The 25,112-nt window shown below is 50.7% G+C and carries 16 protein-coding genes; 12 read left to right on the top strand and 4 right to left on the bottom strand.

The window, feature by feature from the left end:
* Nucleotides 1–66: 66 nt before the first annotated feature.
* Both R2103_RS02375 and R2103_RS02370 read right to left on the bottom strand, forming a co-directional pair.
* Nucleotides 67–2,385, bottom strand: a complete 2,319-nt coding sequence (locus R2103_RS02375) for an EAL domain-containing protein (protein ID WP_317529957.1) — start codon at nt 2,383–2,385, stop codon at nt 67–69.
* Nucleotides 2,386–2,541: 156 nt separating this feature from the next.
* A complete protein-coding gene (locus tag R2103_RS02370; protein WP_317529956.1) occupies nt 2,542–3,018 on the bottom strand; it encodes a PH domain-containing protein in 477 nt (158 codons plus the stop codon).
* Nucleotides 3,019–3,439: 421 nt separating this feature from the next.
* Here R2103_RS02370 and carA point away from each other — a divergent pair, with 421 nt between their 5' ends.
* The 3 genes from carA (at nt 3,440) to greA (ending at nt 8,384) form a co-directional block, all read left to right on the top strand.
* On the top strand, nt 3,440–4,594 hold the full coding sequence (gene carA / locus R2103_RS02365) for a glutamine-hydrolyzing carbamoyl-phosphate synthase small subunit (RefSeq protein ID WP_317529955.1): 1,155 nt from the start codon (nt 3,440–3,442) through the stop codon (nt 4,592–4,594).
* Nucleotides 4,595–4,621: 27 nt separating this feature from the next.
* The gene (gene carB / locus R2103_RS02360; RefSeq protein WP_317529954.1) at nt 4,622–7,831 is read left to right on the top strand and encodes a carbamoyl-phosphate synthase large subunit; all 3,210 of its coding nucleotides are present in this window, start codon (nt 4,622–4,624) and stop codon (nt 7,829–7,831) included.
* 76 nt (nt 7,832–7,907) lie between these two features.
* On the top strand, nt 7,908–8,384 hold the full coding sequence (greA, locus tag R2103_RS02355) for a transcription elongation factor GreA (RefSeq protein ID WP_292982538.1): 477 nt from the start codon (nt 7,908–7,910) through the stop codon (nt 8,382–8,384).
* Nucleotides 8,385–8,396: 12 nt separating this feature from the next.
* Here greA and yhbY read toward each other — a convergent pair whose 3' ends face one another.
* Nucleotides 8,397–8,750, bottom strand: a complete 354-nt coding sequence (gene yhbY, locus R2103_RS02350; protein WP_317529953.1) for a ribosome assembly RNA-binding protein YhbY — start codon at nt 8,748–8,750, stop codon at nt 8,397–8,399.
* A gap of 30 nt (nt 8,751–8,780) precedes the next feature.
* On the opposite strand from yhbY, the gene R2103_RS02345 reads away from it, so the two are divergent.
* The 6 genes from R2103_RS02345 to cysG all read left to right on the top strand — a co-directional run bounded on the left by R2103_RS02345 (nt 8,781) and on the right by cysG (nt 16,589).
* Nucleotides 8,781–9,398: an RlmE family RNA methyltransferase gene (locus tag R2103_RS02345; RefSeq protein WP_317529952.1), complete on the top strand. Its 618-nt coding sequence runs from the start codon at nt 8,781–8,783 to the stop codon at nt 9,396–9,398.
* 173 nt (nt 9,399–9,571) lie between these two features.
* Entirely contained in the window at nt 9,572–11,494 is a 1,923-nt protein-coding gene (gene ftsH / locus R2103_RS02340; RefSeq protein ID WP_317529951.1) for an ATP-dependent zinc metalloprotease FtsH, read from the top strand.
* A 130-nt stretch (nt 11,495–11,624) separates the two neighbouring features.
* Complete coding sequence (folP, locus tag R2103_RS02335; protein ID WP_317532042.1) at nt 11,625–12,410, top strand: dihydropteroate synthase; 786 nt, start codon at nt 11,625–11,627, stop codon at nt 12,408–12,410.
* Nucleotides 12,411–12,452: 42 nt separating this feature from the next.
* A complete protein-coding gene (gene glmM / locus R2103_RS02330) occupies nt 12,453–13,814 on the top strand; it encodes a phosphoglucosamine mutase (protein WP_317529950.1) in 1,362 nt (453 codons plus the stop codon).
* A gap of 179 nt (nt 13,815–13,993) precedes the next feature.
* Complete coding sequence (locus R2103_RS02325) at nt 13,994–14,989, top strand: PstS family phosphate ABC transporter substrate-binding protein (protein ID WP_317529949.1); 996 nt, start codon at nt 13,994–13,996, stop codon at nt 14,987–14,989.
* 148 nt (nt 14,990–15,137) lie between these two features.
* Entirely contained in the window at nt 15,138–16,589 is a 1,452-nt protein-coding gene (cysG, locus tag R2103_RS02320) for a siroheme synthase CysG (RefSeq protein WP_317529948.1), read from the top strand.
* Between the two features lie 24 nt (nt 16,590–16,613).
* On the opposite strand, the gene nadC is transcribed toward cysG, so the two are convergent.
* Entirely contained in the window at nt 16,614–17,549 is a 936-nt protein-coding gene (nadC, locus tag R2103_RS02315; protein ID WP_317529947.1) for a carboxylating nicotinate-nucleotide diphosphorylase, read from the bottom strand.
* 73 nt (nt 17,550–17,622) lie between these two features.
* On the opposite strand from nadC, the gene R2103_RS02310 reads away from it, so the two are divergent.
* The 3 genes from R2103_RS02310 to clpB all read left to right on the top strand — a co-directional run bounded on the left by R2103_RS02310 (nt 17,623) and on the right by clpB (nt 25,063).
* Nucleotides 17,623–19,110 (top strand): FMN-binding glutamate synthase family protein, encoded by a 1,488-nt coding sequence (locus tag R2103_RS02310; RefSeq protein WP_317529946.1) that lies wholly within the window; start codon nt 17,623–17,625, stop codon nt 19,108–19,110.
* A gap of 197 nt (nt 19,111–19,307) precedes the next feature.
* The gene (locus R2103_RS02305; RefSeq protein ID WP_317529945.1) at nt 19,308–22,406 is read left to right on the top strand and encodes an EAL domain-containing protein; all 3,099 of its coding nucleotides are present in this window, start codon (nt 19,308–19,310) and stop codon (nt 22,404–22,406) included.
* A gap of 65 nt (nt 22,407–22,471) precedes the next feature.
* On the top strand, nt 22,472–25,063 hold the full coding sequence (gene clpB, locus R2103_RS02300; RefSeq protein ID WP_317529944.1) for an ATP-dependent chaperone ClpB: 2,592 nt from the start codon (nt 22,472–22,474) through the stop codon (nt 25,061–25,063).
* Nucleotides 25,064–25,112: the final 49 nt, after the last annotated feature.

Genomic DNA, 25,112 nt, shown 5'->3' with positions numbered 1-25,112 from the left:
CATCAGGCCTTACTTTACAGTTTACAAGAATTGACAGCAGCAGCTCCACCCGCACAGCATCATCAGCTACACAGTCTCACCCAACCGGCCTTGAATAAGAATCGCTTTATGCGTTTGACTGTTCAGAAATTCTGAAATACTGGCGGCAGCGGCCGGTTTACTGAACAGATAGCCTTGCACCATTTCACAGCCAAGGTTCTTGAGAATATTCAGTTGCTCTGGCGTTTCCACGCCTTCGGCAATGATACCGTAGCCGAGTTTTTGTCCCATTTCTATCATGGAGCTGACCAGAGTCAGTGTTTTCTTGTCGGTCAGCATGTCGTCAACAAAATATTTGTCGATTTTCAGGTAATCCGCTTTCAGGTGTTTAAGCGAGGCAAAAGAGGAATAACCGGTGCCGAAATCGTCGATGGACAGTAACACGCCCAGGTCTTTCAAGTCTTGAAAAATGGTCAGATTGCGCGGATCCGTTTGCACGATGCCTTCCGTGACTTCGAGTTCCAATTCGGCTGGCGCGATGCCAACTTCATCGATGATACGTTTAACCAGCAACACAAATCCTTTGTCCAGAAAAAGACTGGGGGAAATATTGACGGCCATGCGTAGCGTGCGGAAACCTTCTTGCTTCCAGGCCACCAGTTGGCTGCACGCGGTGCGTAGCACCCATTCGGTGAGCGGTTTGATCATGCCGATTCTTTCGGCGATGACGATAAAATCATTGGGCGGGACTTGCCCTAATTGCGGGTGATGCCATCGCGATAACGCTTCAACACCAAAAATTTCCCCGCTCTTGATATTGATTTGCGGTTGATACACCAAGGACAGTTGCTGTTTTTCGATGGCTTCCCGCAGGTTTTGCTCGATTTGAAAACGATACTCGGCCTTGTGAGTCAGCTCGGCTTTATAAAATGCATACTGATTTTTTCCATTCTCCTTGGCGGTATACAGCGAGATATCGCCCGCCTTCAATAAAGCGGAAAGATTTTCGCCGTCATCGGGGTAATAGGCGATGCCAATACTGCAAGCCGGAGCGATTTTTCTGGAATAAATCCCGATCGGTTGAGATATGGCTTCAAGACAGCGTTTCGCCACATTGGCGGCATAATCCGCTTCGACTTCTTCAATGAGGACACAGAACTCATCGCCGCCCAGCCGGGCAATGAAGTCAATGTCGCGGCAGGTATTGATCAATCGCGCTGCAATGGTTTTGAGCAACAAATCACCGGCGTCATGTCCCAGACTATCGTTAATGTATTTGAAGTTATCCAGATCAATGTACAGCAACCCGAAGCGGCGGCCGTGCCGGCTGGATGATTTGGTGATTTCTTCCATGTGTTGCATGAACGAGGCGCGGCTGGCGAGTCCGGTCAGCTCGTCGGTATACGCCAGCGCGCGGATGCGCTTTTGCGCCTGATCCCGTTCCATGACGATCCCCGTCAGCCGGGCAGCGGATATCAGATCTTTTAACTCTTTCTCGTCCGGCAGTGCGGGGTGATTGTAGTACATGCCGAATGCGCCCAAAACTTTTCCGCTGGAGCTTTTGATCGGCTCGGACCAGCAACACCGCATGCCGTGCGGTAACGCATAGTGTTTGATTTCCGCCCACTTCGGATCGGTTTCGATGTTTTCCACCAGCACCCGCTGCCCGGTAAAAGTGGATGTCCCGCAGGAACCGACACTGGGCCCGTTTTCCAGGCCGTGCACGGCTTCACAATAAGCTTGCGGCAAACTGGGCGCGCCACCGTGCAGCAGTTTATTACCGTTCAATTCGAGCATCGAGCAGCGCATGCCGGGGTGGCGGGCTTCGTACATGAGCGCAATAGCATTGTAAATATCCGGCGCGGGACACCCTATCGCAATCATCTCCAGTATTTCGGCGTATTGATTGTCAAAGGTTTCGGCTTTTTTGCGTTCGGTGATATCGACATGCGTGCCAATGAGACGTAACGGCTTACTGTCCGACGCGCGCGTGACCAGAAATGCGCGCGATAGCACAAAAACTTCGTGGCCATCTTTATGGCGCATGCGCATTTCGACTTCAAACGAATCCTTGCGGCCATCGAAGTAATCCTGCACTCTCTCCAGCACGACGATTTTGTCATCGGGATGAACCAGGTTCTCCCAGGTGCTGATTTGATTCGCCAGCTCATTCTCCGCATAACCCAGCATGCTTTTCCAGCGCGGCGAGTAATACACTTCATCCGTTTCCAGATTCCAATCCCACAGTCCATCGTTTGCACCGCGCATCGCCAACGAAAACCGCTCCTCACTGACATAAAGCTCATGGGTACGTTTTTCGGTCATCAACTCGACGGCAGCCAATTCGGAATGCAACTGTTGCAGTTCTTCCAATAGCTGAGACTTGGTTTGCTTGGCATTACCCATGGTTACCTCAATGATAAATCAATATGCGAAGATAACCATCTAAATTAGGATTTTGCAAGTGATGATGGATAGACATGATCCCGGCAAGCATCGCATGGCAGCACTCTGCCATTGAGTCCTGTCTGCTCGCCATCATGACCTATGGATTGTTCCGGTTTATTTTGTTTTTCTTAGCTTTTTTCTGGCATCCTTAGCTGCGGCTTTTGTTCCGTCCCGCTGAGCACTACCGATTAATTTTTCCTTACCCAATTTCTGGATGAATTTTTCTTTATCGACCGGCGAGACGATAATGACTTTATCCTCTCCGTAAGTAATTTCCAGGCGATCGAACGACAAAGCCGGGCTTGTCGCCGCGATCTGGGTTTCCTGTAGGGATATGATCGACTGAATGGGAATATTCCATGTAAACGGACCGCTGATGATTTTGAGATCATCACCGCTGACGATGTACCGGGTCGAAACATAGATCCAAACCGGGAAGCCAGCGCCCGCAATCAGTATGATCGCCGCAAACACATAATTGGTTATTCCGCCGATCATCAGCGGAACGGATGCGCCCAGCAGGCAGGCGGAGACGGATAGCAACAAACAAATCAGTACCCAGTTATCGATTTTAGACTTGAAGACATGCATGATTATTCATTCTTATAATATTGATTCGGTGATAGCACACAAAACTTACTTCGTTTTGATCGCAATGAATTGCCGCACTGCGAATCCCGGTTAAAAAAATCAGCAAATTTTGCCCTATTATCGTTTTAAAAACAAAACTTGCACCAGCATTACTTTAAAAGATTCCTGTGACGATTATTGCATTGATGATCAATGCAAACAAACGCAAGGAAACCGGGGCTTACTTTCTCCCTTACTGCATCGAGTGCACAATCCGTCCACTCGATTATCGGGAACGCATGGACAACTTTGTCGCATGCAAAACCATGCACATACAAAAACAAACCTTTTTCACGTATAATTCGGTCTTCAATAGCTGGGGTATTTCAATGAATAACTCCGGTCCATTTTCCAGATCTTGTCAGTTTCCAAGGAGTTTTTTGTGTCACAACGACCGCACGCCATCCTCGCACTTGCCGATGGAACAATTTTTCGTGGCGTGTCTATTGGCATTGAAGGCATCAATACCGGGGAAGTGGCGTTCAATACAGCAATGACCGGTTATCAGGAAATCTTGACCGATCCGTCGTATTGCCAGCAAATCATTACCCTGACTTATCCGCATATTGGCAACACCGGCACCAATCCTGAAGATTTTGAATCCGGTAACATCAATAAAGTGTACGCCGCCGGTTTAGTGATCCGTGATTTGCCGCTCATGGCCAGCAGTTTTCGTAAAACCCGCACATTACCGGAGTTTCTCCAAGAGCAGAATGTCGTTGCCATCGCCGAAATCGACACGCGTAAATTGACGCGAATTTTGCGCGAAAAAGGCGCGCAAGCCGGCTGCATCATGGCGGGCAATATCGACGAGGAAAAAGCATTGCAAGCTGCCCGGGCATTCCCCGGACTGGCCGGGATGGATCTCGCCAAAGTGGTGAGTTGCCGCCAGCCGTATACATGGACAGAAGGTGAATGGTCGCTCGAATCCGGTTTCCGGACTCAGGACAATCCCAGATTTCACGTTGCCGCTTTCGATTTCGGTATCAAACGCACGATTTTGCGCAAACTGGCGCAGCGCGGCTGTAAAGTGACGGTATTCCCGGCGCAAACCCCGGCTGAGGAAATTCTGAAAACACACCCTGACGGTATCTTTCTGTCCAATGGTCCCGGTGACCCGGAACCGTGCGATTACGCCATCTCCGCCACGCAAACCTTGCTGGAAAAGAATATCCCGCTGTTCGGCATCTGCCTGGGCCATCAATTGCTTGGGTTAGCTACCGGCGCGCGCACGATTAAAATGAAATTCGGCCATCACGGCGCCAACCATCCGGTGCAGGATGTAGCCAATGGCAAGGTAATTATTACCAGCCAGAATCACGGTTTCGCCGTCGATATCGATACGTTGCCCGCAACCGCGCGGATCACCCATGTTTCGCTCTTTGACGGCAGTCTGCAGGGATTTGAGTTAACCGATAAACCGGCCTTCTGTTTTCAGGGTCACCCGGAAGCCAGCCCAGGGCCGCATGAAGCGGATTATTTGTTTGATAAATTCATCGCCATGATGCAGCGCTATAAAAGCCAGCATTCCCAATAATTACGCCATGTTCATCCGCTAGAGAGTATGCCTAAACGTACCGACATTCAGTCCATTCTCATCATCGGTGCCGGCCCGATCATTATCGGCCAAGCCTGTGAGTTTGATTATTCCGGCGTGCAAGCCTGCAAAGCCTTACGTGAAGAAGGCTATCGCATCGTTTTGGTGAACTCGAATCCCGCCACCATCATGACCGATCCGGAAATGGCCGACGCGACGTATATCGAGCCGATCACCTGGACCATGATTGAGAAAATCATTGCGATCGAACGGCCGCAAGCGCTACTGCCCACGATGGGCGGGCAAACGGCGCTGAATTGCGCGCTCGACCTGGTCAAGCATGGCGTGCTGGAAAAATACGGTGTCGAGCTCATCGGTGCTTCGCGCGAAGCCATCGATATGGCGGAAGACCGGGAAAAATTCAAACAGGCGATGACTCGTATCGGCTTAGGCTCGGCACGCTCCGCCGTGGCGCACAGTCTGGAAGAAGCCATGCAGGTTCAAGCCATGCTGGGTTATCCGGCCATTATCCGCCCTTCGTTCACGATGGGTGGCAGCGGTGGCGGCATTGCTTATAATCGCGAAGAATTTCTCGACATTTGCGAACGTGGATTGAAAATCTCTCCCACCAAGGAATTGCTGATCGAAGAATCCGTGATCGGCTGGAAAGAGTTCGAAATGGAAGTGGTGCGGGATAAAAACGATAACTGCATCATTGTCTGTTCGATCGAAAACCTCGACCCAATGGGCGTGCATACCGGTGATTCGATCACCGTTGCACCGGCGCAAACGCTCACCGACAAAGAATATCAATTGATGCGTAATGCATCGATCGCCGTGTTGCGGGAAATCGGTGTGGAAACCGGCGGCTCCAATGTGCAGTTCGCGATCAATCCGGATAATGGCCGCATGCTAGTGATCGAGATGAATCCGCGCGTGTCGCGCTCTTCCGCACTGGCGTCGAAAGCAACCGGCTTTCCCATCGCAAAAATCGCCGCCAAACTGGCCGTCGGTTACACGCTGAACGAGCTGGGTAACGATATTACCGGCGGCATCACCCCGGCCTCTTTTGAGCCCACCATTGATTATGTCGTCACCAAAGTGCCGCGGTTTGCTTTTGAAAAGTTTCCGCAAACCAATGACCGTCTGACCACGCAAATGAAATCGGTCGGTGAAGTGATGGCAATTGGCCGCACGTTCCAGGAATCGCTGCAAAAAGCACTGCGCGGACTGGAAACGGGGGTTGACGGTCTGGACGAAAAAACCGACAACCTGGAAACCATCCACACCGAACTGGCCAATCCCGGCCCCGAGCGGATCTGGTTTATCGCCGATGCGTTCCGCTGCCATTTGTCACTCGATGAAGTGCATCAGTTGACACACATCGATCTCTGGTTTTTGGCGCAAATCGAAGATTTGGTCAAACAGGAACAAGCATTAACCGGTACGGCGCTGGAAGCTCTGGATTATCTGTCGCTGCGCAAATTGAAACGCAGTGGTTTTTCCGACCGGCGCCTGGCCAAGCTGCTCAATACCGGGCAAACCGCAGTCCGTTCGCGCCGCCATCAATTCAATCTGCACCCAGTCTATAAACGTGTCGACACCTGTGCGGCCGAGTTCGCGACCAGTACGGCGTATATGTACTCCACTTATGAAGATGAGTGTGAGTCCCGTCCAACCGGTAATAAGAAGGTCATGGTGCTGGGCGGCGGTCCTAATCGCATCGGGCAAGGCATCGAGTTCGATTATTGCTGTGTGCATGCGGCTCTGGCGCTGCGCGAAGACGGTTTTGAAACCATCATGGTCAATTGCAATCCGGAAACGGTTTCAACCGACTACGACACGTCGGATCGCTTATATTTTGAACCGCTGACACTGGAAGACGTGCTCGAAATCGTTGCAGTGGAAAAACCCGATGGCGTGATCGTACAGTATGGCGGGCAAACACCGCTTAAACTTGCACGCGATCTGGAAGCCAACGGTGTGCCGATTATCGGCACCAGCCCGGATATGATCGATTGCGCGGAAGATCGCGAGCGCTTTCAGCAAATGCTGCAACAACTGGGATTGCGGCAACCGCCCAATCGCACCGCACGCAATCCGGAAGCCGCTCTGATCGCCGCCGAGGAAATCGGCTATCCGCTGGTAGTACGGCCCAGCTACGTATTGGGCGGCCGCGCGATGGAGATCGTGCATGAAAAAGCCGATCTGGAACGTTACATGCGTGAAGCGGTTAAAGTTTCCAACGATTCCCCGGTATTATTGGATCATTTCCTGACCAATGCTACGGAAGTGGATGTCGATGCCATTTACGACGGAGAAACCGTGCTGATTGGCGGCATCATGGAACATATTGAACAGGCTGGCGTGCATTCGGGAGATTCCGCATGTTCGTTGCCGACGTTTAATCTGCAACCGGAAATGCTCGACGAGTTGCGCTACCAGACTGCCGAAATGGCGCGGGCGCTCCATGTGGTTGGATTGATGAACGTGCAGTTTGCGATTCAAGACAACACCGTCTATGTCCTTGAAGTCAATCCTCGGGCATCGCGCACGGTACCCTTCATTTCCAAGGCTACCGGTCTGCAACTGGCCAAAATTGCGGCGCGTTGCATGACCGGCAAGAGCTTGATTGATCAAGATGTTACCGAAGAAGTGATTCCTGAATATTATTCGGTCAAGGAAGCGGTTTTCCCCTTTATCAAGCTGCCTGGCGTTGATACGATACTGGGGCCAGAAATGAAGTCGACCGGCGAAGTCATGGGCATGGGCACCACTTTTGCCGAAGCGTTTGTGAAATCCCAATTGGCCACCGATGTCCGTCTTCCCACTTCGGGTAAAATTTTCATCAGTGTGCGCCAATCGGACAAACCTCACGCGGTTGAAATCGCGCGCAACCTTGCAGAACTTGGCTTCACCCTTTATGCTACGCGCGGTACTGCCGCGGCTATAACCGAAGCGGGGATCGACGTCATCATTATCAATAAGGTAGCGGAAGGCCGCCCGCATATTGTCGATATGATCAAAAATGGTGAAATCAACTTGATCATCAACACCGTAAAAAACCAACGCAGCGCGATAAAGGACTCGTATTCGATCCGCCATGCCGCGCTGCAGGCAAAGGTGACCTACTATACGACACTAGCAGGCGCACGCGCGGCGTGTGTAGGCATTACCAGCAAGCGTGAACTGCAAGCGTACAATTTGCAGAAATTACATGTACAACTTAAGGCATAAGTAAAAGAATAACTTCCGGTTTTCTCTGATTATCACGGAATAGAATGAGAATGAAAATGAAAGGCAAACAACTACAATGAGCACGATCCCTTTAACAGTAGCCGGAGCGGAAGCGCTACGCAAAGAACTGCACGAAATGAAAACCGTACATCGCCCCGCAGTCATCGCGGCGATTGCAGAAGCGCGCTCGCACGGCGATCTGTCCGAAAATGCCGAATATGATGCTGCCAAGGAAAAACAGGGGTTCATTGAAGGCCGCATTGCCGAACTGGAAAGCAAACTCTCCAGCGCTCAGATCATTAATCCTGCACTGATTAACGCCGACGGTGCTTGTGTTTTCGGCGCCACGGTTGAACTGGAAGATTTGCAAAGCGGCGAGACGGTTACCTACCAAATCGTCGGCGACGATGAAGCCAACATCAAGAATGGAAAAATTTCCATCAGCTCCCCCATTTCACGCGCCTTAATCGGCAAATATGCGGGCGATATCGCCGAAGTTCAGGCACCCGGCGGAATACGCGAATACGAAATATTGGATGTCAAATACATTTGATGCCGTTAAAGCTCAATTCTGATAACTGCGTTTGGTACGAAATGGCTCGCGCTTCTTTTTTTGCGGGGAACGTTCGGTTTTTTTACCCGCCTCTTCCGGCTTGGGGCGATAGATAACAAAAGTTTTCCCGATATGCTGCACCGGTGCGGCACTCAGCTTCTCACAGATTTCTTCAAAAAGCGTATTTCTTGCGATCCGATCGTCCACCTGAACCTTAACCTTAATCAGTTCATGACTGGTAAGCCCGCGCTCCAATTCTTCGATAACCGTGGCGGATAATCCCGACTTCCCAATCATGACGACCGGATTTAGCGCGTGTGCTTGCGCTTTCAATTCACGCCGCTGGGCAATTGTTAGTGTTAACATAAATTCTCTTTAAACGTATTATTTTACTTGATGAAACGGGCTAAAACCAGCAAAGCTTGGATGAAAGAACATGTTAATGATTTTTTCGTCAAGCAATCCAAGAAAGAAGGTTATCGTTCTCGCGCCGCTTACAAGCTGCTTGAGATCGCCGAGCGGGATCATCTATTTAAATCCGGTATGATTGTTGTCGATTTAGGTGCTGCACCCGGCAGCTGGTCTCAAGTCGCCAGCCAGAAAATAGGCCAGCATGGAAAAGTAATTGCATTGGATATCCTGGAAATGGCGCCTTTGCCCGGTGTGGCATTTATTCAGGATGATTTTAGAGAAGAGCGCGCACTGTTTGAATTAAGAAAACATCTGGAAGAGCGGCAGCCGGATCTTGTCATTTCAGACATGGCACCCAATATGAGTGGTATTGAAGTCAGCGATCAAGCCAGAAGTATGTACTTGGCTGAACTAGCGCTGGCGTTCTCGATGGAACAACTGAACTATGGCGGAAATTTCCTAGTCAAAGTTTTTCAAGGCAGGGATTTTGATCAGTTTCATCGCGACATGCGCGCCGGATTCAAAAGCGTTGCGGTGCGAAAACCGGAAGCCTCGCGTAATCGCAGCAACGAATTATATTTATTAGGACTCGGAAAAAAGTAACAACGGCAATCACTGAGAAATGAATGGATCCCCCCAGTGATTAAGGCGAATGTAAAGAGTAGGATGATAGTTTGATAGCAAATTTCTATAACATGAACTGTTCTGTTCTATTTGACAAAATAGAGTTAGAATGTCCAATCAATGATTTTTAAGGTGCAAACCAAGGAGCTATCTTGAATAACTTAATTAAAAACATGGCCATTTGGCTGGTAATTGCACTTGTGTTGATGACCGTATTTAACCAATTCAGCGTACGTCAACCGACGCAAGTACCGATGGAATATTCTCAATTCATTTCTGAATTGAATCAAGGCAGAATTGCCAAAGTTGTCATTGAAGGCCGGACCCTGAAAGGTACGAAATCCGATGGCAGACGCTTTACAACCTATGCGCCATCCGATCCATGGATGGTCAGTGATTTACTCAAAGCCGGCGTCATTGTTGAAGCTAAACCGGAAGAAGAACCATCCATGCTGATGAGTATTTTCATCTCGTGGTTCCCAATGCTATTACTAATTGCGGTATGGATTTTCTTCATGCGGCAAATGCAGGGTGGTGGACGCAATGGCGGCGCATTCTCGTTTGGTAAAAGCAAAGCGCGAATGTTGGATAAATCAGCCAACACAGTGACTTTCAACGACGTTGCAGGTTGCGAGGAAGCAAAGGAAGAAGTAGCAGAGCTGGTTGAATTCCTGCGTGATCCGTCCAAATTCCAGAAACTTGGCGGACGAATCCCCCGTGGGGTTTTGATGGTAGGCAGTCCAGGTACCGGTAAAACATTGCTGGCGCGAGCCATCGCAGGAGAAGCGGGAGTACCTTTCTTCAGCATTTCCGGTTCGGATTTCGTTGAAATGTTTGTCGGTGTGGGCGCATCCCGTGTGCGTGACATGTTCGAGCAAGCTAAAAAACATGCACCCTGCATTATCTTTATTGACGAGATTGATGCGGTTGGCCGTCAACGCGGTGCTGGATTGGGTGGCGGAAACGATGAACGCGAACAAACGCTCAACCAACTGCTGGTGGAAATGGATGGTTTTGAAGGCGCCATGGGCGTGATCGTAATCGCAGCAACGAACCGTCCTGATGTATTGGATCCAGCATTGTTACGTCCTGGCCGTTTTGACCGTCAAGTTACGGTACCGTTACCGGATATCCGCGGACGCGAGCAAATTCTGCACGTGCATATGCGCAAAGTACCGCTTTCACCCGATGTCAAAGCGGATATTCTGGCGCGTGGCACTCCAGGTATGTCAGGTGCCGATCTGGCCAATCTGGTCAATGAAGCAGCGTTGTTTGCCGCGCGCAGCAACAAGCGTCTGGTCGATATGGAAGATTTTGAACGTGCCAAAGACAAAATTTTCATGGGTGCGGAACGCCGCTCGGTGGTCATGCCGGAACATGAACGCCGCAATACTGCTTACCACGAATCAGGTCATGCGGTAGTAGCTCAATTGCTGCCAAAAACCGATCCGGTGCATAAAGTAACGATTATTCCGCGTGGCCGCGCCTTGGGTGTAACGATGCAACTGCCGACGGAAGACCGTTTCAGCATGGAACGTGAAGAAATTCTGCAAAGAATTTCCGTGATGTTTGGCGGCCGTATTGCCGAGGAAGTTTTCATGCATCAAATGACCACGGGCGCATCCAACGATTTTGAACGCGCTACCGAATTGGCGCGGCAAATGGTTACCCAGTGGGGGATGTCTGACGTACTTGGACCGATGGTTTATGGTGAAAATGAAGGCGAGGTTTTTCTTGGCCGTTCAGTCACCACGCATAAAAATATGAGTGAAAAAACGATGCAAGCCGTTGATGCAGAAGTTCGCCGCATTGTGGATGAACAGTATGCGATTGCTCGTAAACTCATTGAAGAAAACAAAGATAAGATTGAAGCAATGACACAAGCATTGCTGGAATGGGAAACGATCGATAGCGATCAAATCAACGATATTATGGACGGCCGTCCGCCACGTCCACCCAAACCGCCTCAATCAATGTCTTCCACAGTGGCAAACGAAGGACCATCTACTGCGGTAAAAACGGATGAACCCAAAGAACCCGCTGCACCGCAAGAGATTGCAAAAGAAGCTGATTAATCATCAGTAATCGGGATGAACGGGATACGACCATAAAATCGTATCCCGTTTTCACTTCTATAACTCCTTTCATTCCACTGTGTCTTCATTCGCGCAAAACCCAATCCTGTCCAGCAATCGCCCGTTGATCATGGGCATCATTAACGTAACACCCGATTCTTTCTCGGATGGCGGGCTGTACTTATCGGCACAGCAAGCGATTACCCACGCCAAGCATTTGATCGATGAAGGCGCCGATATCCTCGATATTGGCGGAGAGTCAACGCGCCCGGGAAGTCAGCAAGTCAGCATTGACGAAGAGATAAGTCGTGTTATCCCTGTACTGGAAGCGCTTGCCGATACCGGAATTCCTATATCGATCGATACTTCAAAGCCCGAAGTGATGAAACACGCCATAGCTGCGGGTGCTTTCATGATCAATGACGTGAATGCGTTACGCAGCCCCGGTGCATTGGAAGCCGTCGCACAAAGCAATCATGTGCAGCTTTGCTTAATGCATATGCAAGGCACGCCGCAGACGATGCAAGCAAACCCGCAATACCAGAATATCGTTCATGAAGTGAAAGATTTCTTGCACCAACGCATCCAGGCAGCAGCCGCCGCCGGTATAGCGGAAGACCGGTTGGTGATCGATCCGGGTTTTGGTTTTGGCAAAACGCTGCAACATAACTTCACCCTGTTAAATCAGCTGGATCAATTGACTACACTTGGTGTTCCATTGTTAGCAGGCTTATCGCGCAAATCCATGCTCGGCGCCATCACGGGAAACAGCGCAAATCACCGTATTCATGAAAGTATCGCGGCAGCCTTGCTTGCAGTAGTCAAAGGTGCCAAAATTGTGCGTGTGCATGATGTCAGAGCCACCAAGGAAGCGCTCGCTGTCTACGCGGCAATGAAAAATTGTGACATACAGTAAACCCATTCAACCGCATCTCATCGCAATTAAACACCGCTCAAATTGACTAAAAAATATTTTGGAACAGATGGTATTCGCGGACGTGTCGGCAAAGCACCCATCACGCCGGATTTTATTCTGCATCTAGGCTATTCCGCCGGTAAAGTTCTCGCTGCTGCCGATTGGCATTTGATGCAAGGCAAACGCCCGACCGTTCTGATCGGTAAGGATACCCGGGTATCGGGTTATATGCTGGAATCCGCGTTGGAAGCAGGATTATGCGCCGCCGGTGTGGATGTCATTCTATCCGGACCGATGCCGACCCCGGCCATCGCGTACCTGATCCGCGCCTTGCGGCTGCAAGCCGGGATCGTGATTTCGGCTTCGCATAATCTGTTCGAGGACAACGGCGTCAAATTCTTTTCTGCCGAAGGTAGAAAGCTGCCTGACGAAATAGAGCACAAAATCGAAAGCGGCATCCATGCGCCGATCGAAACCAAGCCTTCCGCTCAATTAGGGAAAGTACAGCGTATTGACGATGCCGCCGGACGCTATATCGAATTTTGTAAAAGCACTTTCCCCTATCACCTTGACCTGCGCGGACTGCGTATCGTCGTCGATTGCGCGCACGGGGCCGCTTATCATATCGCCGGTCACGTCATGCATGAATTGGGTGCGGATGTCATACCCATCGGTGTGCAACCCAATGGATTGAATATCAACTTTGAGTGCGGCGCGACGCATTGCGCGACGTTGCAAAAAGCTGTCAAACAGCACCACGCCGACTTAGGTATCGCGTTGGATGGCGACGGCGACCGGCTCATGATGGCCGACAAAAATGGCCGGATTTATGATGGCGATCAACTGATTTATATTATCGCCAAACACCGCCAGCAGAATAAAATGCTGACTGGCGGGGTTGCCGGTACCCTGATGACCAATCTGGCGATCGAAGCGCAATTCAAAAAAATGAATATTCCATTTCTTCGCGCCAACGTCGGTGACCGCTACGTGTTGGAGGCATTGCAAGAGAAAGGATGGCAGCTCGGCGGTGAAAATTCCGGACATATCATCTGCATGGATAAGCATACTACAGGCGACGGCATTATTTCCGCTCTGCAAGTGCTGTATGCATTACGAGATACAAATAAAACCCTGGCCGAGTTCATGCGCGGCGTCTCGCTTTACCCGCAACGCTTGATCAACGTGAAAACTCCCAAACCGTTCAATTTCAGCGCCAACAAAGCAGTCCAAGCCGTGCGCGAAGAAGCCGAGACCGATTTGAGCGATAAAGGCCGTGTGCTGATTCGCGCATCGGGCACAGAACCATTGATTCGCGTCATGGTTGAAGGGGAATCGAAACATAAAATTAATCACTGGGCTGAGCGTATCGCTGAAACCATCCAGACTGCCAGCAATTCTTAATGCGGCATCATTTTTACCGGCAGCTTTTTTGCATAAATGCGCAAAAAATCAGCACACGCACACCGGCCTTAAGACAAAAAAATGATTGTCATAATCCTGTAACAATTCTGAAATAAGATACCGCACCGGTTGCACAATCTTTCATGACCATTTTATTGACTCACCTGGAGAACATATTCATGTTGACCTCGTTTAACTTCAGAACATTCTTAGCGGCTACACTGTTGAGCGCGTCCGCTATCACAACAGCAATCGCCAGCCCGATCGTAAAGATCGATGGTTCCAGCACGGTTTTCCCCATTACCGAAGCGGTCGCCGAAGACTTCCAGATTGCCAAGCGCGGCGCGGTTCGTGTCACCGTCGGTATCTCCGGAACAGGCGGCGGGTTCAAAAAATTCTGCCGCAATGAAATCGATATCGTCAATGCCTCGCGTCCCATCACTCAACTGGAAATGGAAGCCTGTAAGGAAGCAGGCGTGCAATATATCGAAATGCCCATCGCATTTGATGCTTTGACCGTCGTTGTAAATCCAAAAAATACCTGGAGCAAAACCATCACCGTCGACGAGCTGAAGAGAATCTGGGAACCGGGTGCGCAAGGTAAAATCACCAGCTGGAATCAAATCAATCCCGAATGGCCGGACAAAAAAATCAAACTCTACGGCCCCGGCGCGGATTCCGGTACCTTCGAGTACTTCACTGAAGCCGTTGTCGGAAAAGCCAAATCAAGCCGCGGCGATTTCACCGCATCGGAAGATGACAACGTGCTGGTGCAAGGCGTCGCCAGCGACATTTACGCGTTAGGATTCTTCGGTTTCGCTTATTACATCGAAAACAGCAAAAAAATCAGTGCTGTCGCGATTGATAACGGCAACGGCGGCGTGCTGCCCTCCGCTGCCACGGTAGAAAACAATAGTTATAAACCGTTATCGCGCCCGATATTCATCTATGTCAACGCCAAATCCACCGAAAAACCCGAAGTTCATGAATTTGTTAATTTCTATATGCAGAATGCCGCGGCGCTGGTGACGGAAGTCAAATATTTCCCGCTCTCAAAAGAAGTCTACAACCTCAACATCGAGCATCTGAACAAGAAGAAGGTAGGCACTGTGTTCAAAGGAACCGGAACAAACATCAAGCTGGAAGATATACTTAAACTGGAATCCAGTTTATAGCCTTCACCCGGTAAAAACTTCTACACGGATATCGCTGTAGAAAATAGCCTCAACTCTAGGAAGCGCTGATTAACGCATAAGCCGGTATTTGGCTTAGAATTAATCAGCGCTTCCTTTATTATTGGGATTAAAAACTCTTCGAAACATCATGGATTTTCTGCCGGTCTTCCTCAACATCAAAAACAAAGCTTGCCTGGTCGTCGGTGGCGGCGAGGTCGCCACGCGCAAGGTTATGCTTTTGCTTCAGACCGGAGCGCGTGTTTCGGTGGTATCGCCAGAGCTAAGTAACGCATTAAATGAGTTCCACGCACAAGGCAAAATCAAACACCGTGCTGAATATTTTCAGCCCGGTCATCTGGAAGATATCGTTTTAGTCATTGCCGCAACCGATGATCGCGACACCAACCGGCAAGTTTCCGCAGCGGCACAGCAGCGGCAAATTCCGGTCAATGTCGTGGATGATCCGGAATTATGCACGTTCATCATGCCCTCCATCGTCGACCGTTCACCGCTGTTGATCGCCATCTCCAGCGGCGGGCAATCGCCGGTTCTCGCACGGTTACTGCGTGCGCAACTGGAAACCATGATACCGGCGGCTTATGCCCGGCTGGCGGCAATGGCAGGCAATTTCCGCAATCAGGTCAAGCAGAATTTCACGCACCCGGAGAAACGGCGCATCTTCTGGGAAAAAGCGCTGCAAGGCCAATTTGCGGCAATGGTATTGGCCGGAAAGGATCAAGCGGCGCAGAATTATTTGTTGCAATCGTTGCAACAAGAGAAAGATGAGCCGCCGCAAGGCGAAGTGTATCTGGTCGGCGCCGGTCCGGGAAATCCCGATTTACTCACATTTCGCGCCATGCGCCTGATGCAACAAGCCGATGTCGTGGTTTATGACCGCCTGGTCTCACCGGCGATTCTGGACATGGTGCGCCGTGACGCCACGCGCATTTATGCCGGAAAAGAACGCAACCGTCATACCCTGGCGCAGGAATCGATCAACCAGTTGCTGGTGCGATTGGCGCAAGAAGGTAAGCGGGTATTGCGGCTGAAAGGTGGTGATCCTTTTATTTTCGGCCGTGGCGGCGAAGAAATCGAAACCTTGGCTGCGCACCATATCCCCTTTCAGGTAGTACCCGGCATTACCGCCGCCTCTGGCGTTGCGGCTTATGCCGGTATCCCGCTCACGCACCGCGATTACGCGCAATCGTGCATTTTTGTCACTGGCCACCTGAAAAATAACAGCATCGATCTCGACTGGCCGTATCTCGCACGCCCTCATCAAACTATCGTGATCTATATGGGACTGCTGGGATTGTCCGTACTATGCCAGCAGTTGATCGCACACGGCCTGCCAGACAGCACACCTGCCGCCATCATCCAGCAAGGCACCACGCAAAAACAAAGGATTGTCACCGGAACCCTGCACACACTGCCCGGTCTGGCGGAAGCCGCCCATTTGACTCCGCCCACACTGATCATCGTCGGAGAAGTCGTCAAACTGCATGAGAATCTGGCTTGGTTTGAACCGGTTTTGGGTGCAGAAAATGCGCCAGCGAACATCGTAGCATTGGACCTGGAAAGCAAGCAGCCGCTCGAATAAAGAAACCGCTGGCACACCACGGTTTTATCCCGGCTCGGCAAACCGCATCGATAAATCGATCGCTTGGATATTTTTGGTCAAGCCACCAATCGATATTCGATCCACCCCTGTTTCCGCCACCTGCCGCACATTATCCAAGGCAATGTTGCCGGATGCCTCCAATATCACAGCCTCACCCGCTTGCTTGCGAGTCAACGTCACCGCATCCGCTAGCTGATTCAGCGTAAAATTGTCCAGCAACACCATGCGGGCGCCCGCTGCCAATGTTTCCTGCAATTCCTGCAACGACTCCACTTCGATCTGGATAAACACACCCGGCGGCGCGATTTCGCGCGCCCTGCTTAAAGCCGGTTGAATCCCTCCGGCGGCGATAATGTGGTTCTCCTTGATCAGAATCCCGTCGTATAGCCCGATGCGATGATTCGCCCCACCGCCGCACGTCACCGCGTATTTCTGCGCCAGCCGCAAACCCGGCAAGGTTTTACGCGTATCGACGATCACCGCCCGGGTACCGGCGACGGCATCGGCATACCGTTTGGTTTGCGTCGCCACGGCGGACAACAGTTGCAGGAAGTTCAACGCCGAACGCTCTGCTGTCAGCAGCGCGCGGGCATTTCCCTTGATCTCGCATAATGTCTGCCCGGCCGGAACAAAATCGCCATCCTTGGCGAACCATTCGATCTCGGTGTCCGCCGCCAGCGATACAAAACACGCCTCAAACCACTGTACACCGCACAAAACCGCAGCTTCCCGGCTGATCACCGTCGCCGTCAGAATCTTGCTGCTGGGAATCAGCGACGCCGTCAAATCACCCGTGCCGATATCCTCTTGCAGCGCGCGTTGCACGTTGGCGTAAATTTCATTGTGTAAATCTCTCAATTCTTTTGTACCCTTATTTTCAACGAAGAGTGCATTATAGGGTACCCGACTGGCATCGCCGTATTTCCGGCGGTTTTTCATACTATCCCGTACAGTTCACTTACATCCATCGAACAGATAGTATATAGGGTGCCCAGCATAACCAGGAGATTGTATGTCCAGCGCGATTGATTTGATCATTTATAGTATTGCCACGATGCTGGGTGTTGTGACCGTCGGTATGATCGCCGTCTGGTTCATCCAGGATATGACGCAGAAAAAGCACTCGATCCTGCGCAATTATCCGGTCATTGGTCGCCTACGCTATTTTTTCGAGATCCAGGGCAAATACTTCCGGCAATATTTCTTTGCCAACGATCGCGACGAGATGCCATTCAATCGCGCCACGCGCGGCTGGATTTACAAGAATTCCAAAAATAAAGGCAGTGTGGTGGGTTTCGGTTCGACCAATGATTTACGCCAGCCGGGTTCGATCATTTTTGTCAACGCCGCTTTCCCAATTCAGGAAGAAGATCAGTTGCCCACACCGTCGTTGCATATCGGCGAGGGCTACTGTGAGCAGCCGTTCGAGGCGAAATCGATCATCAATATCAGCGGTATGAGTTACGGCGCCATTTCCAAGCCTGCGGTACGCGCGTTGTCGCTCGGCGCCGCGCAAGCCGGTTGCTGGCTGAATACCGGCGAAGGCGGTTTGGCGCCGTATCACCTGGAAGGCGGCTGCGATGTGATCATGCAAATCGGCACCGCAAAATACGGCATCCGCGACGAGCATGGCAATTTTTCTCCGCTGCGCGCGAAAGAATTGAGCAAAGTGGTCAAGGCGTTTGAAATCAAGTTGTCGCAAGGTGCGAAGCCCGGCAAAGGCGGATTGCTGCCGGCCGGTAAAGTACATAGCGAGATCGCCGCGATTCGCGGCATTCCGGTCAATCAGGATTCGATCAGCCCGAACCGCCACAAGGACATCAACAACATCGACGAGCTGCTCGATAAAATCCATTACATCCGCGAACTGACAGGTCGCCCGGTCGGGATCAAAACGGCGATTGGCGGCTGGAATTTCATTAATGAATTATGCGACAGCATCAACCGCCGCGGACTCGACTATGCGCCGGACTTTTTGACCATCGACGGTGGCGAAGGCGGCAGCGGTGCGGCACCGCAAACACTGATGGATCACGTCAGCTTGCCAATTGCGGAAGCCCTGCCGCGCGTTGTCGATGCTTTATTGCAATCCGATCTGAAAAAACGCATTTATGTGGTGGCTGCCGGAAAACTGGTGACATCCGCAGAGGGTGCCTGGGCGCTCTGTGCCGGTGCCGATTTTGTCAACACCGCGCGCGGCTTTATGTTTTCACTCGGTTGTATTCAGGCAATGCGCTGTCATTTAAATACCTGCCCCACCGGCATTACAACGCACGACGAACGGCTGCAAAACGGTCTAGTGGTGGAAGAAAAATATCTGCGGGTTGCGAACTACGCCCGGAACGTCAACAAAGAAATCAACATGATTGCGCATTCGTGCGGCTTACGTCACGCACGGCAATTTAAGCGCGAGCACGTGCGCATTGTCGAAACCGCCGGCAAAAGCGTAGCGCTGAATATTCTGTACCCTTACCCGGAACCGCTGAAGAAAAAAACATAGATTGACAGATTCACAATGGCACCTAAGCTTCCCGTCCGATGTAAAAATCCTCCCCTGTAAGCTTCGCCTATCATACTGAGAATTAGGGGAAAAAAAGCCCTCTAAATTAAGCTTAAGTCTATTATCTGACTACCGATAATACATGCCTTACGCCTTATACCATTCCTACAGACCAGCAGGTAGCCATACGACACATAATGTTTCACTTTTTTATCAATCAGGATGACAAAAAGATCCGTGTTATCAGCGGACTGACACTGAGTGTACTCATCTTGTCAGCGGGATTCTCTGTGTATAGTGTCATGCAGCCGCAAACGGAGGCGATGACGACTTCCGGGCTCAGAATGGCGCTGGAAAACACGGTGAAATTGATCGAAAATCAGATCTCGCATTCCATATCCAATACTAAAATCGTAGCCACCAGCACCTTGCTGACTCAAAGCCTGGAAAAAACGCATACGGATGAATCCAGGCAAGAAGGAATCGCCGAGCTGCAACGAGTCGCGGAAAAAATACTGACTACTCATTTCTCCGGTATCAGCATCTATGACTCCAAAGACAATCTCATACTCGATGCAGGAGTCCATTCCAGTCATTCGAATTCGCGCATCGAGCTGAACACCGGCGCCGCTATCAGCACGGCATTATTGTGGCAGGAACAGTTCGTTATCCGCAATTCCTTGCGTATCCTCAATGAGAACAATCAATTCATTGGCAGCATCATCACCGAAGAGCTTGCTCCCGATCTGACCAGGATATTCAAAGAAGCCGTCTTGATCGGAGAAACCGGTGATTTTCTGTTGTGCGCACCGGTCAAGGAAAGTCATCTCGAGATGGATTGCTTCATACGCGCGATCGGTGGAAACCAATTTCAGCGTATGCAGCGCATCATGTCCAATAGCCCATTACCGCTGCATTTTGCACTGGAAGGACAACAGGGTGTTAAATTCACCAAGGATTACCGGCAAATCGATGTGGTTGCAGCCTATTCACCGGTTGCTTATGGATTGGGCGCGGTACTCAAGATCGATGAGAAAGAACTGTATAGCAATCTCTCCAGCCAGATCAAAACCATTTCATTGTATTTAGGCTTACTGGTCGCCGCCGGCATGGTTGTTGTGTATTGGCTGATCAAACCGCTCATTCATAAAACAATCAACTCCCAAAATGATTCGGTTGAGGCACACCATAAACTCATTCAAGCCAAAAACAACGCTGAAAAAATCTCATCCGAATTAACCGCTTATTTAAACGCGATTGGTAAGCTCGCTTTAATCTCGATTACCGATCTTAAGGGCAAGATTATCCAAGTCAATGAAAAATTTTGTGAAATCAGCGGTTATTCGCCCGAGGAACTGATTGGGCAGGATCACCGCATATTAAACTCAAGCACGCATCCGCCGTCATTTTTTACCGGCATGTGGGCTGCGATCGCCAAAGGTCAAACCTGGCACCAGGAAATTTGCAACCGCAGTAAATCGGGTAAGCTTTATTGGGTCGATTCCACCATCGTACCGCTTGTCGGGATAAGTGGAGAAATTGATCGTTACCTCTCTGTGAAAGTGGATATTACCGCACGTAAGCAAAAAGACATCGACCTCAGCGAGCGCCTGAAGGAAAGCAATTGTTTACATGCGGTACGCAACTATCTGGAACAAGATCAAGACACAGAAAAAACTTGCCAGAACATACTCAAATCGCTGACGCAGGCATTGCAATTTTCTGAAGCAGCCGTCGCTTTTATCGCCTTGGGCGGCAAACAGTTCGCCACCGCTGGCTATCAAGCCGATCTTCCCAATGCAATCAGCGCGGCGATTATCGCCAATGGGGAGGTGTGCGGGCGGTTAAGAATATCCTATACGCAAGACTTCCCGTTCTCTCTGCCCTACGAGCAAAATCTCATCGATACTGTGGCGCATGACCTGAGCCGCTGGTACGAGCGTAAAGAAGCGGAAAAACGCATCATCGAAATGGCCACGCACGATGCCTTGACCGGCCTGCCCAACCGGCATTTGCTGCAAGACCGTATCGAACAAGCGCTGGTGCACGATACACGCAGCCAAAAGCAGATGGCGGTGTTATTTATCGATCTGGATCATTTCAAAACCATCAATGACTCACTCGGTCACGATATCGGTGACCTGCTGCTGCAAGCCGTCGCGGAAAGATTGCTGACTTGCGTGCGCAGCGAAGATACCGTGGCCCGGCAAGGCGGCGATGAATTTATTGTGGTACTGAATGCGATCGCGGAATCGCTGGATGCGGCCAAAGTGGCGCAGAAAATTCTCGATGCATTGATGCGCCCCTACTATATTCACAAAAATGAATTACATATCTGCGGCAGCATCGGCATCGCCGTTTTCCCGGATGATGGCGCAAATGCGGAAACTTTACTGAAGAACAGCGATGTAGCGATGTATCACGCTAAGGAAAACGGCCGGAACAACTATCAGTTCTTCACCGATGATCTCAATAAATCAGCGCATGAACGGCACACGCTCAGTCTTGACTTACGCTATGCGCTGGAGCGCAATGAGTTAGTTTTACATTACCAGCCGATCATGGATATGCCGGATCATCGGCTGCATAGCGTGGAAGCCCTGCTGCGCTGGCGGCATCCGCAACACAAGCTGATCGCACCGGATAAATTCATTAACCTGGCGGAAGAAACCGGTTTAATTATTCCGATCGGTGAATGGGTATTGAAAACAGTGTGCGAGCAAATCAAAACGTGGCAAGCGCAAGGCTACCGTGTGCCCAAAGTAGCGATTAACCTGTCGGCCCGGCAATTCCGTGATAAGGAGTTAATCAATAATATTGCGCGTATCTTGGATGAAACCGGTGTAGCAGCCCAGTACATCACGCTGGAAATCACCGAGAGCATGCTGATCGATAATATTGAGAAAGTCGTGGAAACACTCAATTGTCTCAACGCCATGGGCATCCGTATCTCAATTGATGATTTCGGCACCGGCTATTCAAGTCTCAGTTATCTGAAGCGTTTTCCGATTCATACGCTCAAAATCGACCGCAGCTTTGTGCGCGACATCGTCACCGACAGAAGCGACCACACCATTGTCGCAACGATTATCGCGATGGCGCACAGCCTGGAAATGGATGTCATCGCGGAAGGCATAGAAACAGAGGAACAACTCAATCTTTTGCGCACTCAGCACTGCAATCACTATCAAGGCTATTATTTCAGCAAGCCGGTCTCCGCCGCTGAAATCGAGCACATGCTCATTAAACCTGCACCACACTATAGAAAGATTCACGCCATCCGTTCGGCCGGTTAATCCACTCTTGAAATTTCACACATTTCCCCCACGTAGGCTACAACAACCTACGATGGGAGAATTTAATGCGTTTTGACAAACTAACCACTAAGTTTCAACAAGCCTTCGCGGATGCGCAGAGTATCGCCGTCGGTCAGGATAATCCGGTCATCGAACCACAGCATCTTCTGTTGGCGTTACTGCAACAAGACGATGGCAGTACCGTTTCTTTACTGCAACGCTCCGGCGTCAATACCACGCCGCTGTTGGAGAGTGTCAAACAGAGCGTGCAGCGCCTGCCGAAAGTGGAAAATGCGGGCGGGGAAGTGAGTATCTCACGCCCCCTGAACAATCTGCTCAACCTGGCGGATAAGGAGGCGCAGAAACGCAATGATCAATTCATCGCTTCAGAAATGTTCCTGCTGGCCTGTTTGCAGGACAAAGGCGAGATTAGCGCATTACTCAAACAGCATGGTGCCAATGCCGCAGCACTGGAACGCGCCATCAACGCCATCCGTGGCGGCGAACAGGTCAGCAGCGCGGAAGCGGAAAGCAGCCGCGAAGCCTTGAAAAAATACACGCTGGATCTCACCGAGCGCGCGCGTCAAGGCAAACTGGATCCGGTGATCGGGCGCGACGATGAAATCCGCCGGGCAATACAAGTGCTGCAACGGCGCACCAAAAACAACCCGGTGCTGATCGGTGAGCCGGGTGTGGGCAAAACCGCCATCGTTGAAGGCTTGGCGCAGCGCATAGTCAACGGGGAAGTGCCGGAAAGCCTGAAAGACAAACGCGTTCTCTCTCTGGATATGGCCGCCCTGCTGGCCGGCGCCAAATATCGCGGTGAATTTGAAGAACGTCTCAAGTCGGTACTGAAAGAACTCGCGCAAGACGAAGGAAAAACCATTGTTTTCATCGACGAGCTGCATACCATGGTGGGTGCTGGTAAGGCGGAAGGCGCGATGGACGCCGGTAACATGCTAAAACCCGCATTAGCGCGCGGAGAATTGCACTGTGTCGGCGCGACAACCCTGGACGAATACCGCAAATACATTGAAAAAGACGCTGCACTGGAACGGCGCTTCCAAAAAGTCTTGGTGGAAGAACCGAGTGTGGAAGCCACCATCGCGATATTGCGTGGTCTACAGGAGAAATATGAGTTACATCACAGTGTTGATATTACTGACCCCGCTATCGTTGCTGCTGCGGAGTTATCCAACCGTTACATTACCGATCGTTTTCTGCCGGACAAAGCAATCGACCTGATCGACGAAGCCGCGGCACGCATCCGCATGGAAATTGACTCCAAACCGGAGGCGCTGGATAAACTGGACCGCCGTTTAATCCAACTCAAGATTGAACGTGAGGCGATCAAAAAAGAAAAAGACGAAGCATCGCAAAAGCGGCTGCAATTGCTGGAAGAAGAAATAAGACAGAAAGAGCGTGAGTATGCCGATCTCGCCGAAATCTGGAAAACCGAGAAATTCCAGGTGCAAGGATTCCAGCAAATTAAAGAAGAAATGGAAAAAATCAAGCTGGAAATAGAAGCGGCTACCCGCAAGGGTGATTTACAAAAAGCTTCGGAATTGCAATATGGTCGCCTTCCGCAATTGGAAGCACAGCTAAAAAAACACAGCGAGGATATCGAGCAAGGCGCTGTGGTCGCACCCAAAATGCTGCGCACGCAAGTTGGCGCGGAGGAAATCGCCGAAGTGGTATCGCGCGCGACCGGCATTCCGGTATCGAAAATGATGCAAGGTGAGCGCGAAAAACTGCTGCTGATGGAACAAAAGCTGCATGACCGCGTGGTCGGGCAAGATGAAGCTGTGCGCCTGGTATCGGATGCGATCCGCCGTTCCCGTGCCGGGCTGGCCGATCCGAACCGGCCGTATGGATCGTTCCTGTTCCTGGGCCCGACCGGTGTGGGCAAGACCGAGTTGTGCAAAGCCTTGGCCGGTTTTCTGTTCGATTCGGAAGATCATTTAATCCGTATCGATATGTCCGAATTTATGGAAAAACACTCGGTTGCACGTTTGATCGGCGCACCGCCGGGCTATGTCGGCTACGAGGAAGGCGGTTACTTGACCGAGCTTGTACGCAGAAAACCGTACGCGGTCATACTGCTGGATGAAGTGGAAAAAGCGCATCCCGATGTATTCAATGTGTTATTGCAAGTTCTGGATGACGGGCGCATGACCGATGGCCAAGGACGCACGGTTGATTTTAAAAATACCGTGATCGTCATGACATCCAACCTGGGATCGCAAATGATTCAGGAAATGTCGGGTAACGATTATCAAGTTATCAAACAGGCTGTGATGGGTGAGGTAAAAACCTACTTTAGACCGGAATTCATTAATCGTATCGACGAAGTAGTCGTGTTCCATGCGCTGGATCAGCGGCATATCCGATCCATCGCTAAGATTCAGTTGCAGTATCTTGAAGCCAGATTGGCCAAACTGGAAATGAAACTTGAGGTCAGCGATGCCGCATTGTCAGCTATCTCGGAAGTTGGCTTTGATCCGGTATTCGGCGCACGTCCGTTAAAACGCGCGATCCAGACACAAATTGAAAATCCATTGGCCAAAGAGATACTGGAAGGAAAATTTGTTGCAAAAGATACGATTAAGGTTGATCTCAGCGATGACACGATCCGTTTCACGCGTGTGAGCGGATAGCGGCATGCTATCAATGAATTCCAAAATGCGATTGGAAACGAGCAGTCAG

Origin of the sequence: Nitrosomonas sp. Is24, from assembly GCF_033063335.1 — a bacterium.
GTDB lineage: Bacteria > Pseudomonadota > Gammaproteobacteria > Burkholderiales > Nitrosomonadaceae > Nitrosomonas.
Note: the sequence above shows the minus strand (reverse complement) of the source record. Positions and strands in the feature narration are given on the sequence as shown.

Excerpts from the sequence above, each read along its gene's own strand:
- R2103_RS02375 (WP_317529957.1), bottom strand. The coding sequence starts at position 2,385 with ATGGGTAATGCCAAGCAAACCAAGTCTCAGCTATTGGAAGAACTGCAA.
- R2103_RS02370 (WP_317529956.1), bottom strand. The coding sequence starts at position 3,018 with ATGCATGTCTTCAAGTCTAAAATCGATAACTGGGTACTGATTTGTTTG.
- carB (WP_317529954.1), top strand. The coding sequence starts at position 4,622 with ATGCCTAAACGTACCGACATTCAGTCCATTCTCATCATCGGTGCCGGC.
- greA (WP_292982538.1), top strand. The coding sequence starts at position 7,908 with ATGAGCACGATCCCTTTAACAGTAGCCGGAGCGGAAGCGCTACGCAAA.
- yhbY (WP_317529953.1), bottom strand. The coding sequence starts at position 8,750 with ATGTTAACACTAACAATTGCCCAGCGGCGTGAATTGAAAGCGCAAGCA.
- R2103_RS02345 (WP_317529952.1), top strand. The coding sequence starts at position 8,781 with ATGAAACGGGCTAAAACCAGCAAAGCTTGGATGAAAGAACATGTTAAT.
- folP (WP_317532042.1), top strand. The coding sequence starts at position 11,625 with ATGGGCATCATTAACGTAACACCCGATTCTTTCTCGGATGGCGGGCTG.
- R2103_RS02325 (WP_317529949.1), top strand. The coding sequence starts at position 13,994 with ATGTTGACCTCGTTTAACTTCAGAACATTCTTAGCGGCTACACTGTTG.
- cysG (WP_317529948.1), top strand. The coding sequence starts at position 15,138 with ATGGATTTTCTGCCGGTCTTCCTCAACATCAAAAACAAAGCTTGCCTG.
- nadC (WP_317529947.1), bottom strand. The coding sequence starts at position 17,549 with ATGAAAAACCGCCGGAAATACGGCGATGCCAGTCGGGTACCCTATAAT.
- R2103_RS02310 (WP_317529946.1), top strand. The coding sequence starts at position 17,623 with ATGTCCAGCGCGATTGATTTGATCATTTATAGTATTGCCACGATGCTG.
- R2103_RS02305 (WP_317529945.1), top strand. The coding sequence starts at position 19,308 with ATGTTTCACTTTTTTATCAATCAGGATGACAAAAAGATCCGTGTTATC.
- clpB (WP_317529944.1), top strand. The coding sequence starts at position 22,472 with ATGCGTTTTGACAAACTAACCACTAAGTTTCAACAAGCCTTCGCGGAT.